This is a genomic window from Tabrizicola sp. T46 (assembly GCF_057219895.1).
Genome location: NZ_JBXVVV010000003.1, coordinates 407,229 through 421,976 on the forward strand (window position 1 = coordinate 407,229; position 14,748 = coordinate 421,976).

The 14,748-nt window shown below is 64.8% G+C and carries 9 protein-coding genes; 2 read left to right on the plus strand and 7 right to left on the minus strand.

Annotated elements, in window-relative coordinates; translation table 11 throughout:
* Positions 1-20 precede the first annotated feature (20 nt).
* Both AC2D9V_RS14800 and AC2D9V_RS14805 read left to right on the plus strand, forming a co-directional pair.
* Positions 21-944 (plus strand): diacylglycerol/lipid kinase family protein, encoded by a 924-nt coding sequence (locus AC2D9V_RS14800; protein ID WP_484714854.1) that lies wholly within the window; start codon positions 21-23, stop codon positions 942-944.
* Positions 941-1,741, plus strand: coding sequence for a metallophosphoesterase family protein (locus AC2D9V_RS14805; RefSeq protein WP_484714855.1), 801 nt, complete (start codon positions 941-943; stop codon positions 1,739-1,741). Before AC2D9V_RS14800 ends, AC2D9V_RS14805 begins: the two co-directional genes overlap by 4 nt.
* A gap of 58 nt (positions 1,742-1,799) precedes the next feature.
* Here the strand turns inward: AC2D9V_RS14805 and AC2D9V_RS14810 are convergent, their stop codons facing one another.
* The 7 genes from AC2D9V_RS14810 to AC2D9V_RS14840 form a co-directional block, all read right to left on the minus strand.
* Positions 1,800-3,332, minus strand: a complete 1,533-nt coding sequence (locus AC2D9V_RS14810) for a trimethylamine methyltransferase family protein (RefSeq protein ID WP_484714856.1) — start codon at positions 3,330-3,332, stop codon at positions 1,800-1,802.
* A 95-nt stretch (positions 3,333-3,427) separates the two neighbouring features.
* Entirely contained in the window at positions 3,428-5,053 is a 1,626-nt protein-coding gene (locus AC2D9V_RS14815) for an alpha-D-glucose phosphate-specific phosphoglucomutase (protein WP_484714857.1), read from the minus strand.
* Positions 5,050-7,182: a glycogen debranching protein GlgX gene (gene glgX, locus AC2D9V_RS14820; protein ID WP_484714858.1), complete on the minus strand. Its 2,133-nt coding sequence runs from the start codon at positions 7,180-7,182 to the stop codon at positions 5,050-5,052. The genes AC2D9V_RS14815 and glgX overlap by 4 nt, the downstream gene beginning before the upstream one ends.
* Positions 7,179-8,621 carry a glycogen synthase GlgA gene (gene glgA, locus AC2D9V_RS14825; protein ID WP_484714859.1) on the minus strand — a complete coding sequence of 481 codons (1,443 nt, stop codon included), beginning with the start codon at positions 8,619-8,621 and terminating at the stop codon, positions 7,179-7,181. The genes glgX and glgA overlap by 4 nt, the downstream gene beginning before the upstream one ends.
* 76 nt (positions 8,622-8,697) lie before the next feature.
* Positions 8,698-9,969: a glucose-1-phosphate adenylyltransferase gene (gene glgC, locus AC2D9V_RS14830; RefSeq protein ID WP_484714860.1), complete on the minus strand. Its 1,272-nt coding sequence runs from the start codon at positions 9,967-9,969 to the stop codon at positions 8,698-8,700.
* Positions 9,970-10,003: 34 nt separating this feature from the next.
* Complete coding sequence (gene glgB / locus AC2D9V_RS14835; RefSeq protein ID WP_484714861.1) at positions 10,004-12,175, minus strand: 1,4-alpha-glucan branching protein GlgB; 2,172 nt, start codon at positions 12,173-12,175, stop codon at positions 10,004-10,006.
* A 33-nt stretch (positions 12,176-12,208) separates the two neighbouring features.
* Positions 12,209-14,617, minus strand: a complete 2,409-nt coding sequence (locus tag AC2D9V_RS14840) for a glycogen/starch/alpha-glucan phosphorylase (RefSeq protein WP_484714862.1) — start codon at positions 14,615-14,617, stop codon at positions 12,209-12,211.
* Between the last annotated feature and the right edge of the window lie 131 nt (positions 14,618-14,748).

Here is a 14,748-nt window from a genome sequence, read left to right on the forward strand (position 1 = left end):
CCTCTGGACAGGAGGTGCCGATGCCCGACCCGCGACCCGATATCTGCGTCCTCGCGAACCCCCGCTCCGGCACCGCGCAGCGCAATCCGGGTGCCGTTGAACGCGCCATGACCATCTTCGGCGCACGTGCCGTCCTCCGTCCCTTCACAGGCGACCCGGCGGACGAGGCGGCACGGGCAGTACGCGATGGCTTTGCCATCATCGTTGCCGCCGGCGGTGACGGCACCGTCGCTGGTGTGGCCCATGCCCTGGCCGGAACCGATTGCGCGCTTGCCGTCCTGCCGATGGGAACCTTCAACTATTTCGCCCGTGGCCTCGGGATGCCCGAAAACCCCGAAGCAGCCGCCCGCGCCATACTGGCCGGGTCAAGCCACTTCATCGCCGTCGGCACGCTCAACGGACGGGTGTTCCTCAACAACGTCTCGATCGGGCTCTACCCTGCGATCCTCGAAGAGCGCGAGGCCACCTACGCCCGCTTCGGACGCTACCGTTTCCTCGCTCACCTCGCTTCGCTGCGCACGATCCTGCGGTTCCAGCGGCCCCACCGGATGGAGCTCTTCCAGGACGAAACGCGCCACCGGATCCGCACCCCGATGCTTTTCGTCGCCCGCTCGGCCTACCAGCTTGACCAGTTCGGCCTTGAAGGCGGCGAGGCGATTTCGGACGACCGTTTCGTCCTGTTCCTCGCGCACCAGCAGACGCGGCTGGGCTTCCTGCGCCTCGCGTGGCGTCTGGTGCGTCGCAAGGTCGACCACGGGCGGGACGTGATCGTCTCCACCCCGCGCCGGATCGCTGTGGCGGTTCGGGGACGCAGGCGGATATCGGTGGCGCTCGACGGCGAAAAGCTGCGGATGCGGCTGCCCTTGCGGATCAAGCTGTCGGATCACCTGTTGCATGTCATCCTGCCGCCTGAGAATCCGAAGGCGCCCGGCGTGACGCCATGACCCGCATATTGCATCTTTCCGACCTGCACTTCGGCACTGTCGACGCACGCCTGCTCGAACCGCTCGTCGCCTTGGCTGAAAGCCTTGCCCCGGATGCCACGGTCATCTCGGGCGACCTTACACAACGGGCAAGACGGGATCAGTTCGACGCAGCCCGCGCCTATGTCGACCGTCTGCCCGGGCCGGTCCTGACCGTGCCCGGCAATCACGACATGCCGCTCTACAATCTCGCCCTGCGGCTCGCCGCACCGTTTGCCGGCTATCGCCGCGCCTTCGGGGATGACCTCGAACCCGTGATCCACCTGCCTGATGCCATCCTTCATGGGGTGAACACGGCGGACCCTCTGGTCTGGAAGGCCGGGCGACTGCGAAAGGCGTCGATCCGGCGGCTGACCCGGTCCTTCGCGGATGCCCCGCCTGGGCTTTGGCGCATCGCCTTGATGCACCACGCGCCCGTGCCCGCCGCGGACGGTACGCCCGCTGACATTGCACAGCCTGCTCAAACGCTGGCCGCCCTGGCCGATGCCGGGGCCGACATCGTCCTCTCAGGCCATACCCACATGCCACATGCGGGCTTCGCAGAAACGGCGGCGGGCGTCCTTTTCCTTCAGGTTGGGACGGCCATTTCTACCCGGCTCAAGACCGATGCGAACGATTTCGCGCTCGTCACGCTTGGCCAGGGTCGGGTGACGGTCGAAACCTGGCTCTCATCACCCGCGGAGTCCCGCTTCCGGCCCGGCCCTACCGCGGTCTACGAAAGGCCCGACGCGGCGTGGCGGAAATTGCCAGATCCATAACGCCCACACTCTAGGCGTTGATTTCATTGTGTTGGAAAAATGCGCCACGCGTGGCTCCTCAATACCACGCATCCGCCACCCCGGCCTTCTTCCGGGCCACGAAGTCATGCAGCCCGTCCCGGATGCCCTCATCCAGCGGCGGAGCCTCATATTCCGCCAGCCGCTTCTTCCAAAGCTTGTTCGCCCGCGTGGCCGCATCGACCGACCCCGCCGCCTCCCACTTCTCGAAGGGCTCGTTGTCGGAAAGCTCGCTGTCCCAGAACGCCGTCTCGTAATGCTTCATCGTGTGCGAGCAGCCGAAGAAATGGTTCCCCGGCCCCACCTCGGCGAAGGCGTCCACCGCAAGCTGGTCATCGTCGATCTTGATCCCGTCCAGGTAGGCATGCAGCGCACCGCAAAGGTCGGCATCCAGCATGAACTTCTCGTAGGACATGGACAGAAGGCCATCCAGGAACCCCGCCGAATGCAGGATGAAGTTCGCGCCGCAGTGGACGGCCGCCAGCATCGACATCGTGCCTTCCATCATCGCCTGCCCGTCGGGCAGCTTCGACGTGGTGAAGTTCCCCGAACAGCGCAGCGGCAGGTTCAGTCGGCGCGCAAGCTGCCCGATCACCTGGCTGCCGATCGCCGGCTCAGGCGTCCCGAAGGTCGGGCTGCCAGATCGCAAGGACATCGAGGAAAGGAAGTTCCCGAAGATCACCGGCGCGCCCTTGCGTTCCAACTGGGTCAGCGCACAGCCGGCCATCGTCTCGGCAAGGGACTGCACGATCCCGCCGGCGTTCGTCACCGGCCCCATCGCGCCACCTAGGATGAAGGGCACGATTACAGCCGCCTGATTGGCCCGGGCATAGGCCCGCAGGCTTCTGGTCATGGTTCCATCCCAGACCAAAGGCGAATTGACGTTCACATTTCCAAGGATAACGCAATTTTCGTTCACAAATGCGTCGCCGAACAGAATTCGTGCCATGGCGATGCTGTCTTCGCTTCGCTCTTCGGCAGTGACCGATCCCATGAAAGGTCGGTCGGAAAGCTCGATATGTGCCAGCACCATGTCCAGATGCCGCTTGTTCACCGCCACATCCGTCGGCTCACAGATCGTGCCGCCTGAGTGGTGTAAATTCGGGCTGGACTGCGCGAGCCTGATGAAGTTCCGGAAGTCCTCGATCGTGCCGAACCGCCGACCCCGGTCGAGGTCCATCACGAAGGGGCTGCCATAGGCGGGGGAGAAGACGACATTCTTCCCCCCGATCCGCACCGAATTCGCCGGGTTCCGCGCGTGTTGGACGAACTCCGACGGGGCAGACTTCAGGATCTCCCGCAACATCCCCGGCTCGAACTTTACCAACAGCCCGTCGACCTTCGCCCCAGCCCGCTTCCAGTGGTCAAGCGCCACTGGATCATCGCGGAACTCGATCCCGGTTTCGGCCAGCACCCGGTCTGCGGCAACTTCTATCCGGACGAGGTTTTCCTCGGACAAGACGTCATAGGTCGGGATGTTGCGGACTATGTAGGGCCGCCCGACGCCATGACCCTTCTGTGCCCGCTCGGCTTGCCGCGCCTGCCGACCCCCGCGCACCCTGACCTCGCCCATCGTCGCCCCTCCTAAAACTCGACAGTAGTGTCAGGTTTGTCGCATGCCGACCTCTGGTCTGGTCCGTTCGCGACACGGATGCGGCAAATACGCCGTCAGGTCACAACATCCGGCGCGGTGCGTCCAGTATGGGCGGCAATTCCAGCGAGGGAATGGGCGGCCCGGATGACCGGAGCCAATGCCTCCTGCGCATCAAGATCCAGCCCCCCGGGGCCCGCCGCATAGCGCTCAAGATAGACCCGCAGCGTCGCGCCTTCCGTCCCGGTGCCCGACAGGCGGTAGACGATCCGGCTCCCGTCGCTGAAGAGCACCCGCACCCCCTGCTTCGTGCTGACGCTGCCGTCCACCGGGTCGGTGTAGGCAAAGTCATCCGCCGCGCTGACCGTCATCCCCTCGACCATACGGCCGGGCAGGCCAGCCAGCGACCCGCGCACCGCCGCGAACATCGTGTCGGCCTTAGCCGTCTCGATCGCTTCAAAGTCGTGGCGGCTGTAGTAGTTGCGTCCAAACCGCGCCCAATGCTCGGCCAGGATCTCGGCCACCGGCTGCTTCCTGACCGCAAGGATGTTCAGCCAAAGCAGGATCGCCCAAAGCCCGTCCTTTTCCCGCACATGGTCGGACCCGGTGCCAAAGCTTTCCTCGCCGCATATCGTGGCCCGCCCGGCGTCCAAGAGGTTGCCAAAGAATTTCCACCCCGTCGGCGTCTCGTACTTGCCGATCGCCAGCGCATCCGCCACCCGGTCGGCGGCGGCTGAGGTCGGCATCGACCGCGCCACCCCTTTCAACCCCTTGGCATAGCCCGGCGCGAGATGCGCGTTCGCGGCCAGCACGGCCAAGCTATCAGACGGCGAGACATAGACTCCTCGTCCCACCACCATGTTCCGGTCGCCGTCGCCGTCGCTCGCCGCGCCGAAGTCAGGGGCTGCCGCCCCGAACATCTCGTCCATCAGCGCCTTGGCCCAGGTCGGGTTCGGGTCGGGGTGCATGCCGCCGAAATCCGGCAGGGGCGTTCCGTTCACGACCGTCCCCCGCGACGCACCCAGCCGGTTTTCCAGGATTTCCACTGCATAGGGCCCGGTCACGGCACACATGGAATCCATCCGCATCCGGAAACCCTCGGCGAACATTGCCCGGATCGCGGGAAAGTCGAACAACGTCTCCATCAGCGCGGCGTAGTCGGACACGGGGTCCACCACATCGACGACCATTCCGCCAAGGTCATGCCGCCCGATCCGCTCCAGATCGACATCCTGCGCCTCGAGGATATTGTACTCAGTGATCTCGGTCGTGCGCTTGTACATCGCCTCGGTCACGCCTTCCGGTGCGGGGCCGCCGTTCGGCATGTTGAACTTCACCCCGAAATCCTCGTTCGGGCCGCCGGGGTTGTGGCTTGCCGACATGATGATCCCCCCGTCCGTTTTGTTGAGGCGGATCAGGTGGCTGGCGGCAGGGGTGGACAGGATAGCCCCCTGCCCCACGATCACCCGCGCCGCCCCATTCGCCGCCGCCATCCGCAGGATCACCTGCGCCGCCCGGTCGTTGAAATAGCGCCCGTCGCCGCCAAGGACGAAGGTCTTCCCCTTGGCGCCCACCACATCGAAGATCGACTGGACGAAATTCTCAAGATAGTGTCGGCCCATGAAGACCGGCGTCTTCTTCCGCAGGCCGCTGGTTCCCGGCTTCTGCCCGGCGATCGGGGCCGTGGTGACGGTAGTGATCATGCTTTCCCTCCCCTGGGCGTGCCGGTCGTGGACCGGAATACAAGAACCGACTGCGCCGCCACGTGCCGCAGGTCCGAAGGCCTGCCGGTCGGCTGCTGGTCGGGGTTGGTGGTGTCCAGAAGCAACTCCCACCCCGGCGCGGTATCCGGCAGATGCAGCGCCGCGGCCGGACCCGAGTTGAAAACGGCGAAGATCGCCTCGGGATTCGGATCACCCCCTTCGGCCTGCATCCGAAGCTCGACGCACAGGCAGCGGAAAGCAGGGTCGTGCCATTCCTCGGATTGCGGAATGGTCCCATCGGCCCGGCGCCAGATCACGTCAGGCAACCCGTCCGACAGGCGCGGGCGGGCATGCAGGAACCGCCGCTGCCGCAGGATCGGCAAGGCGCGCCGCAAAGCGGCAAGCCGGGCGGCAAAGCGCAAGAGATCCGGATCCGCCTCTTTCCAGTCGATCCAGCTTGTCTCGTTGTCCTGGGCATAAGCGTTGTTGTTGCCGCCCTGGCTATGACCGATCTCGTCGCCCGCAAGGACCATCGGCACGCCCTGCGCCAGCATCAGCGTCGCCATCAGGTTGCGCTTGCGCAGCGCCCGCGCGGCAAGGACCTTGGCATCCCTGGTCGGCCCCTCATGCCCAAGGTTGTCCGAGTGGTTCTCGTGATGGCCGTCGCGGTTGTCCTCGCCATTGGCGAAGTTGCGCTTGATCGTATAGCTGACGAGGTCCTCCAGCGTGAACCCGTCATGGCTGGTTACGAAGTTGACCGACGAGGTGGCGGCGCGGCCCGAATGGTCGAACCGGTCGGCACTGCCCAGTAACCGCGCGGCAAGATCGCGGGTCATCCCGGCATCGCCCTTCCAGAACCGCCGGACCCCGTCACGGAACCGGTCGTTCCATTCGTGGAAAGGATGCGGATAGGCACCAAGCTGATAGCCGCCCGGGCCCACGTCCCAGGGCTCGGCAATCAGCTTCACGCGGCTCAAGGTCGGGTCCTGCCGGATCGCATCGAAGAAGCCCCCGTTCGGGTCGAACCCATGCGCCTCGCGCCCCAGGACCGTGGCCAGGTCGAAGCGGAAGCCGTCGACATGAGCCACCTCAACCCAGTAGCGCAGGCTGTCCATCACCATCCGCAGCACCATCGGATGCGTCAGGTTCAGCGTGTTGCCGGTCCCGGCGTCGTTCACGTAATGCCGCCCGCCGCCCGACAAACGGTAATAGCTGGCGTTGTCGAGGCCCCGGAAGCTCAGCGTCGGACCCCACTCATCCCCTTCGGCCGTGTGGTTATAGACCACGTCAAGGATCACCTCGATACCCGCTGCATGGAACCGGCGGACCATGGTCTGGAACTCCCAGAGCGCGCCCTGGCTCATGTAGCGCGCTTCGGGTGCGAAGAAGGCCAGCGTGTTGTAGCCCCAATGGTTCCTCAGACCCTTGGCGACGAGGAAGCGGTCGTCGATGAAGGCTTGGACCGGCAGAAGCTCGATCGCGGTTACGCCGAGTTGCAGGAGATGCTCGATCACCGTGTCCGAGCAGAGGCCAAGGTAGGTGCCCCGCAACCCCTTGTCGACGCCCGGGTGGAGGGCGGTCATCGACTTCACATGCGCCTCGTAGATCACCGTATCGATGCGTGGCGTCCGGGGCGGCTGGTCGTTCCCCCAGCTAAACGACGGATCGGCCACCACCGCCTTCGGCACGGCAAAAGCGCTGTCGCGGGTGTCGATGCTAAGGTCCCCGCGCGGCCTGCCGATCTTGTAGCCCATCAGCGCATCCGACCAGCGCAAGCGTCCCTCCAGTGCGCGGGCATACGGGTCGAGCAGCAGCTTGTGCGGGTTGAAGCGATGCCCCCTCTCCGGCGCGTAGGGGCCGTGTGCGCGAAAGCCATAGACCGTGCCAAGGGTCAGCCCGCCGACATGGATGTGCCAGATATCCCCATCCCGTTCGGTGATGGGCAGCCGGGCCGTCTCTTTCCGGCCGTCGGGGGAAAAGAGGCAAAGCTCGATCTTTTCGGCATGGGCGGAAAAGACCGCAAAGTTCACCCCGTCGCCAGTGAAGGACGCCCCCATCGGCCAGGGCCGCCCGGCACTGACCGCATGGCCCGACAGCCGGGCCGGGGGCGAAACGGTCTGCGGTGTCACGGGACCAGCCCTTCGTAAAGGCTTGCATAGGCGGCGGCGCTGGTCTCCCAGCCCACGGGCTGGGCCATCGCATTGGCCCGGACCTTGGCCCAAAGCTTCGGCTGGGCGTAGAGGTCCACCAGCTGCTGTAGCGCCCGACCGAAGGCCATGGCATCGACCGGGTGGAAGGTCACGCCCGTCGCCACGCCCGCCGCCATCGTGGCCGGCGAGACGCCGATTACCGTGTCCGCCAAGCCGCCGACCAGCGACACGACCGGCAGCGTGCCATAGCGCAAACCGTACATCTGGGTCAGCCCGCAAGGCTCGAACCGCGAAGGCACCAGCACCGCATCCGCCCCGGCAAAGAGACGATGGCTCAGGGCCTCGTCATACCCGATCCGCACCGCCACCCTTCCGGGGAACCTCTGCGCCAGATCGCGAACCGCGCCCTCCAGCGCCGGGTCGCCGGATCCAAGAACGATCAGCCCCCCGCCCGCCAGCACGAAATCCGGCACCATTGCCGGAAGAAGGTCGATCCCCTTCTGGTCGGTCAGGCGACTGACCACGATCGCCAGCGGCCCCGGCACTTCCAGCCCGAACTCCTGGCACAGCGCCGCCCGGGCAGCAGCCTTGCCCGCCATCGCCTTCGGCCCATAGGGCGGGTCCTCGGCGCCGGGGTTCCAGACGCCGGTATCCACCCCGTTCAGGATGCCCGACACTACGGGTCCCCGCGCCGCGATCACGCCCTGCAGGCCCATGCCGAACTCGGGCCGCATGAGCTCGGCCGCATAGGTCGGCGAAACGGTCGTGATCCTGTCCGCCGTCACCAGCCCGGCCTTGAGGCTGGAGATGCCGCCGTAATACTCCAACGCGCCGGGGTGGAAGGCATGGCCCGGCAACCGCAACACGCCCAGCAGCTGCGCCGGTGCCCAGCCCTGAAAGGCGATGTTGTGCACGGTGATGACCGACTTCACGCCACCCGACCCGTGATAGGCAAGATAGGCCGGCGCCAGCCCGGCCTGCCAGTCATGCGCGTGCAGGATGTCGGGCTTCCAACCGTCCAGCCCCTCGCGCGCGATGCGGGCACCAACCCAGCTCAGGGCAGCAAATCGAACGGCATTGTCCGGATGGTCGCCGGTCGCAGTCGAATAGGGACCTCCATCGCGGTCAAAGAGATGCGGTGCGTCCAGAAGCATCACCGGCACGCCACAGGTCTCGCCCGCCCGCACCAACCCCGGCCCGCCCCAGAGGTCAGGCTCTTCCCAGACCACCGGCCAGTCCGCTCCTTGCACCCGCAAGCTGCGATAGGCCGGCAAAAGCACCCGCATGTCCCAGCCGGTCGCCACCAGTGCCCCCGGCAGCGCCCCCACCACATCGGCCAGCCCGCCGGTCTTGACCAGCGGCACACATTCCGACGCCACCGAAAGCACCCGTCCGCGCAACCCCTTGGACCCGCTCATTCTTCGTCCTCAAAAATCCTGCAGGGGGGTCCGGGGGGACGCAAAGTCCCCCCGGCATATCCGAAAAACCGACGCCTCAGGACAGCGCCTTCGCCCGCGCCTCCAGCATGTCCCGCGTGATCAGGACGATCCCGCCCTCGGACCGGCGGAACCACTTCGCGTCCTCTTCCGGGTCCTCGCCCACCACAAGGCCCTCGGGGATAACCACACCCCGGTCGATCACGCAATTCTTCAGCTGCGCCTTTCGATTCACAGTCACCTGCGGCAACGCCACCACATATTCCAGGCTGGAATAGGAATGCGTCCGGCAGCCCGTGAAGAGAAGTGAGTTCGACACCGCCGAACCCGAGACGATGCAATCGCCCGAGACCAGTGAACTGACCGCCGACCCACGACGACCATCCTCGTCATGGATGAACTTCGCGGGCGGCACGATCTCGGCATAGGTCCAGATCGGCCAGGCGTTGTCGTAAAGGTCCAGCTTCGGCACGAAGTCGGTCAGATCGATGTTGGCTTGCCAGAAAGCGTCGATCGTCCCCACGTCGCGCCAGTAGGGCTCGGTCTCCAGCCCGCTTGTCACGCAGCTGTCCGCGAACTTGTGCGCCACAGCCTTACCGTTCTTCACGATATGCGGGATGAGATCGAATCCGAAGTCATGCGTGGAATTGTCATCCGACATGTCGCGGATCAAGAGATCACGCAGGAAGGACCAGTCGAAGACATAGATCCCCATCGAGGCCAGCGCATGGTCGGGATCGCCGGGGATCGACGGCGGATCCTTCGGCTTTTCCAGGAAGTCCGTGATACGCATCGCCTTGTCGACATGCATAACGCCGAAGGCCGAAGCCTCCTTGCGTGGCACGGTAAGACAACCGATCGTCACATCCGCCCCCGCCTCCACATGCTGGCGCAACATGACCTCGTAATCCATCTTGTAGATGTGGTCGCCCGCCAGCACGATCACATACTTGATGCCGTAGCTGTCGATGATGTCGATGTTCTGCGCCACGGCGTCCGCGGTGCCACGGTACCAGTTCACCTCGTCCATCCGCTGGCTGGCGGGCAGAATGTCCAGGTATTCGTTCCGTTCCGCCCGGAAGAAGCCCCAGCCGCGCTGGACATGACGGATCAGGCTGTGCGCCTTGTACTGCGTCGCGATCGCCATCTTCCGGATGCCCGAGTTCAGCGCGTTCGACAGCGCGAAGTCGATGATCCGCGTCTTGCCGCCGAAATAGACCGCCGGCTTCGCACGCGTGTTTGTCAGCTCCTTCAGCCTGCTCCCGCGACCACCCGCAAGGACAAAGGCCATCGCCTGCGACGAAAGGCGCTGGTTCGGTCTTGGCTTCATGTGTTCCCTCCCCAAGGCGGTTTTCCCGCCGGTCTCAGTCCTGTTGCAGATAGAGTGCCGACAACGGCGGCAGCGTGACAAGCGCCGATTGCGTCTGGCCGTGCCAAGGCGTCTTCTCCGTGGTCACCCCTCCCAGGTTGCCGCGATTGCCCCCGCCGTAGACCGCAGCGTCGGTGTTCAGGATTTCATGCCACTTGCCTGCAGCGGGCAGCCCCAGCCGGTAGCTGCGCTCCAGTGGTGTCATGTTCACCACCGCCACGACCTGCTTGTCGCCGGCATTGCCTTTTCGGACCCAGGCATAGACCCCCGCCTCGACATCGTTCGATTCGATCCACTGGAACCCCTCGGGCCGGCAGTCGTTCACATGCAGCGCCGGATGGTCGCGGTAGACCCGGTTCAGATCACGGACCAGCGCCTGCATCCCCTTGTGCTCGGCAATATCAAGCTGATGCCAGTCCAGGCTCTGGTTGTGGTTCCACTCCGCCCCTTGCGCGAACTCCTGCCCCATGAAAAGCAGCTTCTTGCCCGGATGCGCCCACATGAACCCGTAGTAGGCGCGCAGGTTGGCGAACTTCTCCCAGGCATTGCCCGGCATTTTCGACAGCATGCTGCCCTTGCCGTGGACGACCTCGTCATGGGAAATCGGCAGGATGTAGTTTTCCGACCAGGCATAGACCATGCCGAAGGTCATCTGGTGGTGGTGATACTTCCGGAAGATCGGGTCCTTCTGCATGTAACTCAGGGTGTCGTTCATCCACCCCATGTTCCATTTGAACCCGAACCCGAGGCCGCCCCAGTTCGCAGGCCGCGACACGCCGGGGAAAGCCGTCGATTCCTCGGCCACCGTCATGATCCCTGGTACTTCGCCATAGGCGGTGATGTTCATCGACCGCAGAACATCGATCGCCTCATAGTTCTCGCGCCCGCCGTCCCGGTTCGGGATCCACTCCCCGTGCTTGCGGCTGTAGTCGCGGTAAAGCATCGAGGCCACGGCATCCACGCGCAGACCGTCGACGTGGAATTCCTCCAGCCAATACAAGGCGTTGGAGACGAGGTAGTTCTTCACCTCGACCCGGCCGTAGTTGTAGATCAGCGTGTTCCAGTCCTGGTGGAACCCCTCGCGCGGGTCCTGGTGTTCGTAAAGCGCCGTCCCGTCGAACCGGCCCAAGCCATGCGGATCGGTCGGAAAATGGCCCGGCACCCAGTCCAGGATCACGCCGAGGCCCTTTCTGTGCGCCGCATCCACGAAGGCACGGAACTCAGATGGCGTGCCGTGGCGGATCGTGGGCGCGAACATGCCCACCGGCTGATAGCCCCAGGAACCGTCGAAGGGATATTCGCTGACCGGCAGGCATTCGATATGGGTGAAGCCCATGTCGGCAGCATAGTCGACGAGCTGCTCGGCAAGCTCCAGATAGCTCAACATCCGGTTGCCGGGTGCGCGCCGCCAAGAGCCCAGATGCACCTCGTAGACCGAGATCGGCGCGTCGATGCCGTGCCGTGCCTCGCGCCCCGTCATCCAGTCCCGGTCATGCCATTCGCCCCGGATTGTCCTGACAACAGAGGCATTTGCCGGCGGATGTTCAGACCCGAAACCAACCGGATCGGCCTTCAGCGGCAGGACCTGCCCGCCCGGTCCTTTAATCTCGTACTTGTAGGTCGTGCCCTCGCCCAGTCCGGGAACGAAGATCTCCCAGACGCCCGTCGCACCCCGCCGCCGCATCGGGTTCCGCCTGCCATCCCAGACGTTGAAATCGCCGACGACGCTGACGCGTTCGGCATTCGGCGCCCATACGGCGAAATGCACGCCCTCGGCCCCTTCATGCGTAATGACATGCGCGCCGAGCGCCTGCCAGAGACGGCGATGCGTGCCTTCCCCAAGCAGGTATTCATCCATCTCCCCCAGCACCGGGCCGAAGCGGTAGGGATCCTCGAATTCCCACGTGGTTCCATGGCCTTCCGCCCTGAACCTGTAGCTGGGCTTCCGCGCCACCTGATGGGTGAAAAGCCCCGGCACACCGGGAAAGGGCGCAGCCTCCGCCTCGGTCTTCCCGATCAGCACCCACAGCCGGTCCGCCCCCGGCACGAAGGCCCGGATTTCCCAGCCCTTCGCCACCTTGTGCGGCCCCAGCACGCCGAAAGGATCACCATGCCAGCCCCCGGCAATCGCCTCGGCCGCGCCCCTGTCGAGTGTCGTCTCAGCCATGCTCTCCTCCCCGAAAGCCTGCCGAAGCACGCATTACAGCGCCGATGTCGCCTGCCAGATCTCGTCCATGTAGCTGCGGATCGTCCGGTCAGACGAGAAGAACCCGCTCCGCGCCGTGTTCAGCGCCGCCATCTTCCACCAGCGTGCCGGGTCGGCATAGGCCTTGTCCACCTCACCTTGCGCCGCATGGTAGGCAGCGAAGTCGCTTGCCACGAGGAAGTAGTCATGATGCCAGACCCGGTGCACCAGCTGGTGATAGCGCCCCGGTTCGTCCGGTGAAAACCGCCCCTCGGCGATCATCTGCAGGACGTCCATTAGGGGCTGGCTGGCCTCGATCGCTTTCTTGGAGTGATCCGGGTCTTCGCGCCGCTTCGCGACCTCTTCCGCCGTAAGGCCAAAGAGGAAGAAGTTCTCGGCCCCGACTTCCTTCAGGATCTCGACATTCGCCCCGTCCAGCGTCCCGATCGTTGGCGCGCCGTTCATCATGAATTTCATGTTGCCGGTGCCCGAGGCCTCTTTCCCAGCGGTCGAGATCTGCTCGGACAGGTCCGCCGCCGGGATCACCCGCTCGGCCATGCTCACGTTGTAGTTGGCGGGATAGACGATCTTCAGAAGATCGCCGGTCACCGGATCGTTGTTAACAATCTGCGCCACGTCGTTGATAAGGCGGATGATTTCCTTTGCAACAGCATAGCCCGGCGCGGCCTTGCCGCCGAAGACCTTGACCCGCGGCACCCATGCCTCTTTCGGGTTCGCCCTCAGCTTCTGCCAATGGGCGATGGTTTCCAGGATGTTGAGCAGCTGGCGCTTGTATTCGTGGATGCGCTTGATCTGCACGTCGAACATCGCGTCGGGGCTGACCTTCACGCCCATCTCGCGCCCGATCCAGTTCGACAGTTCCACCTTGTTCGCCCGCTTCGCCGCCGCGAAGGCCGCGCGGAAATCGGCCTTCTCGACATGCGGCTCAAGCGCGCGCAGCCGGTCAAGGTCGGCCTCCCACCCTTCCCCGATTGTCTCGGTGATGAGCGCCGCCAGGGGCTTGTTCGCCATCCGCAGCCAGCGCCGGGGGGTGACACCATTGGTCTGGTTGATGATCCGTCCGGGATGCAGGCGGTTCAGTTCCGGGAAGAGGTTCTGTTTCACCAGGTCCGAATGCAGCGCCGAGACGCCGTTCACCTTGTGCGACATGATGAAGGCAAGCTCGCCCATCCGCACTTCCTGGTGCTTTACGATGCCGACGTAATGCGGCCGGTTCGGATAGGCGCGGCGGTGCCAGCTGTCGATCCGCTCCACGATCTGCATGTGCCGCGGCAGCACGTTGCCGAAGGTGAAGGTCGCCCAGCGTTCCAGCGCCTCGGGCAGAAGCGTGTGGTTGGTATAGCCAAGGCACGCCCGCGCTACCGTCAGCGCCTCGTCGAAGGGCAGACCGTGCTCGTCCGACAGAAGCCGGATCAGTTCCGGCCCCGCGATTGCGGGATGGGTGTCGTTCATCTGGATCGCCACATGCTTCGGCATGGCACGCAGATCGGAATGGTCAGTCAGGTAGCGGCGCAGGATGTCCTGCAAGGCGGCCGAGGTCAGGAAGTATTCCTGCTTCAGCCGCAGCTCCTTGCCCTGGTAGGTCGTGTCGTCGGGGTAGAGCACGCGACTCAGCGTCCGCGCCAGGTTCTCGGGCTCGGCTGCCGCCGTGTAGTCACCCCGGTTGAAGCGTTCGAGGTCGAACTGCCCGGTCGACTTCGCACCCCAAAGCCGCAGCGTATTGGCCCATTTGCCCTGCCAGCCGATCACCGGCGTGTCATGTGCCTCGGCCAGCACCGTTTCGCCCGGATACCAGACCTCGCGCCCGTCGCGGCTTTCGACATGGCCCTTGAAACCGACCACATAGGCGCTTTCGGGCCGGGCGAATTCCCACGGATGGGCCTGCGCCAGCCAGTTCTCCGGCGTCTCGATCTGCCGCCCGCCTTCGAATCGCTGGCAGAAAAGGCCATGCTCATAGCGGATGCCATAGCCGTAGGCCGGGCAGCCAAGCGTCGCCATCGATTCCATGAAGCAGGCCGCCAGCCGGCCAAGCCCGCCGTTCCCAAGCGCCGCGTCCGGTTCGTCGCTGATCACCGCGCGCAGGTCCTGGCCCATCGCCGCCATCGCCGCATCGGCCTGCTCGTAGAGCCCAAGGTTGATCGTCGCATCTTCGAGGATCCGTCCGATCAGGAATTCCATCGAAAGGTAGTAGACGCGCTTGCGATCCTCGGCCCAGGTCCGCTTTGTCGAGGCAAACCACGGCTCGACAATCCGGTCGCGGATCGCATGGCTCAGCGCCATCCGCCAGTCGTGCACCGAGGCATGCGGCGCGTCCTTGCCTACGGTGAATGTCAGATGGCGCAGGATATCAGCCTGGAGCAGGCTCGGGGTCACGCTCAGATCGGTCACTTTTCTGTCCAGCATAAAGCTACTTTCGCGAAGCCTAAGCCCCGGGCGGCGGCGGTCAAGCGCAGAGAGGCAACAGTGAACCTCGCCATATCCGCCAAAACGCTTTCGTGTTATCGCAAACAGACGCCCTGTCCACAGGTTTTTTC

Excerpts from the sequence above, each read along its gene's own strand:
- AC2D9V_RS14800 (WP_484714854.1), top strand. The coding sequence starts at position 21 with ATGCCCGACCCGCGACCCGATATCTGCGTCCTCGCGAACCCCCGCTCC.
- AC2D9V_RS14805 (WP_484714855.1), top strand. The coding sequence starts at position 941 with ATGACCCGCATATTGCATCTTTCCGACCTGCACTTCGGCACTGTCGAC.
- AC2D9V_RS14810 (WP_484714856.1), bottom strand. The coding sequence starts at position 3,332 with ATGGGCGAGGTCAGGGTGCGCGGGGGTCGGCAGGCGCGGCAAGCCGAG.
- AC2D9V_RS14815 (WP_484714857.1), bottom strand. The coding sequence starts at position 5,053 with ATGATCACTACCGTCACCACGGCCCCGATCGCCGGGCAGAAGCCGGGA.
- glgA (WP_484714859.1), bottom strand. The coding sequence starts at position 8,621 with ATGAGCGGGTCCAAGGGGTTGCGCGGACGGGTGCTTTCGGTGGCGTCG.
- glgC (WP_484714860.1), bottom strand. The coding sequence starts at position 9,969 with ATGAAGCCAAGACCGAACCAGCGCCTTTCGTCGCAGGCGATGGCCTTT.
- glgB (WP_484714861.1), bottom strand. The coding sequence starts at position 12,175 with ATGGCTGAGACGACACTCGACAGGGGCGCGGCCGAGGCGATTGCCGGG.
- AC2D9V_RS14840 (WP_484714862.1), bottom strand. The coding sequence starts at position 14,617 with ATGCTGGACAGAAAAGTGACCGATCTGAGCGTGACCCCGAGCCTGCTC.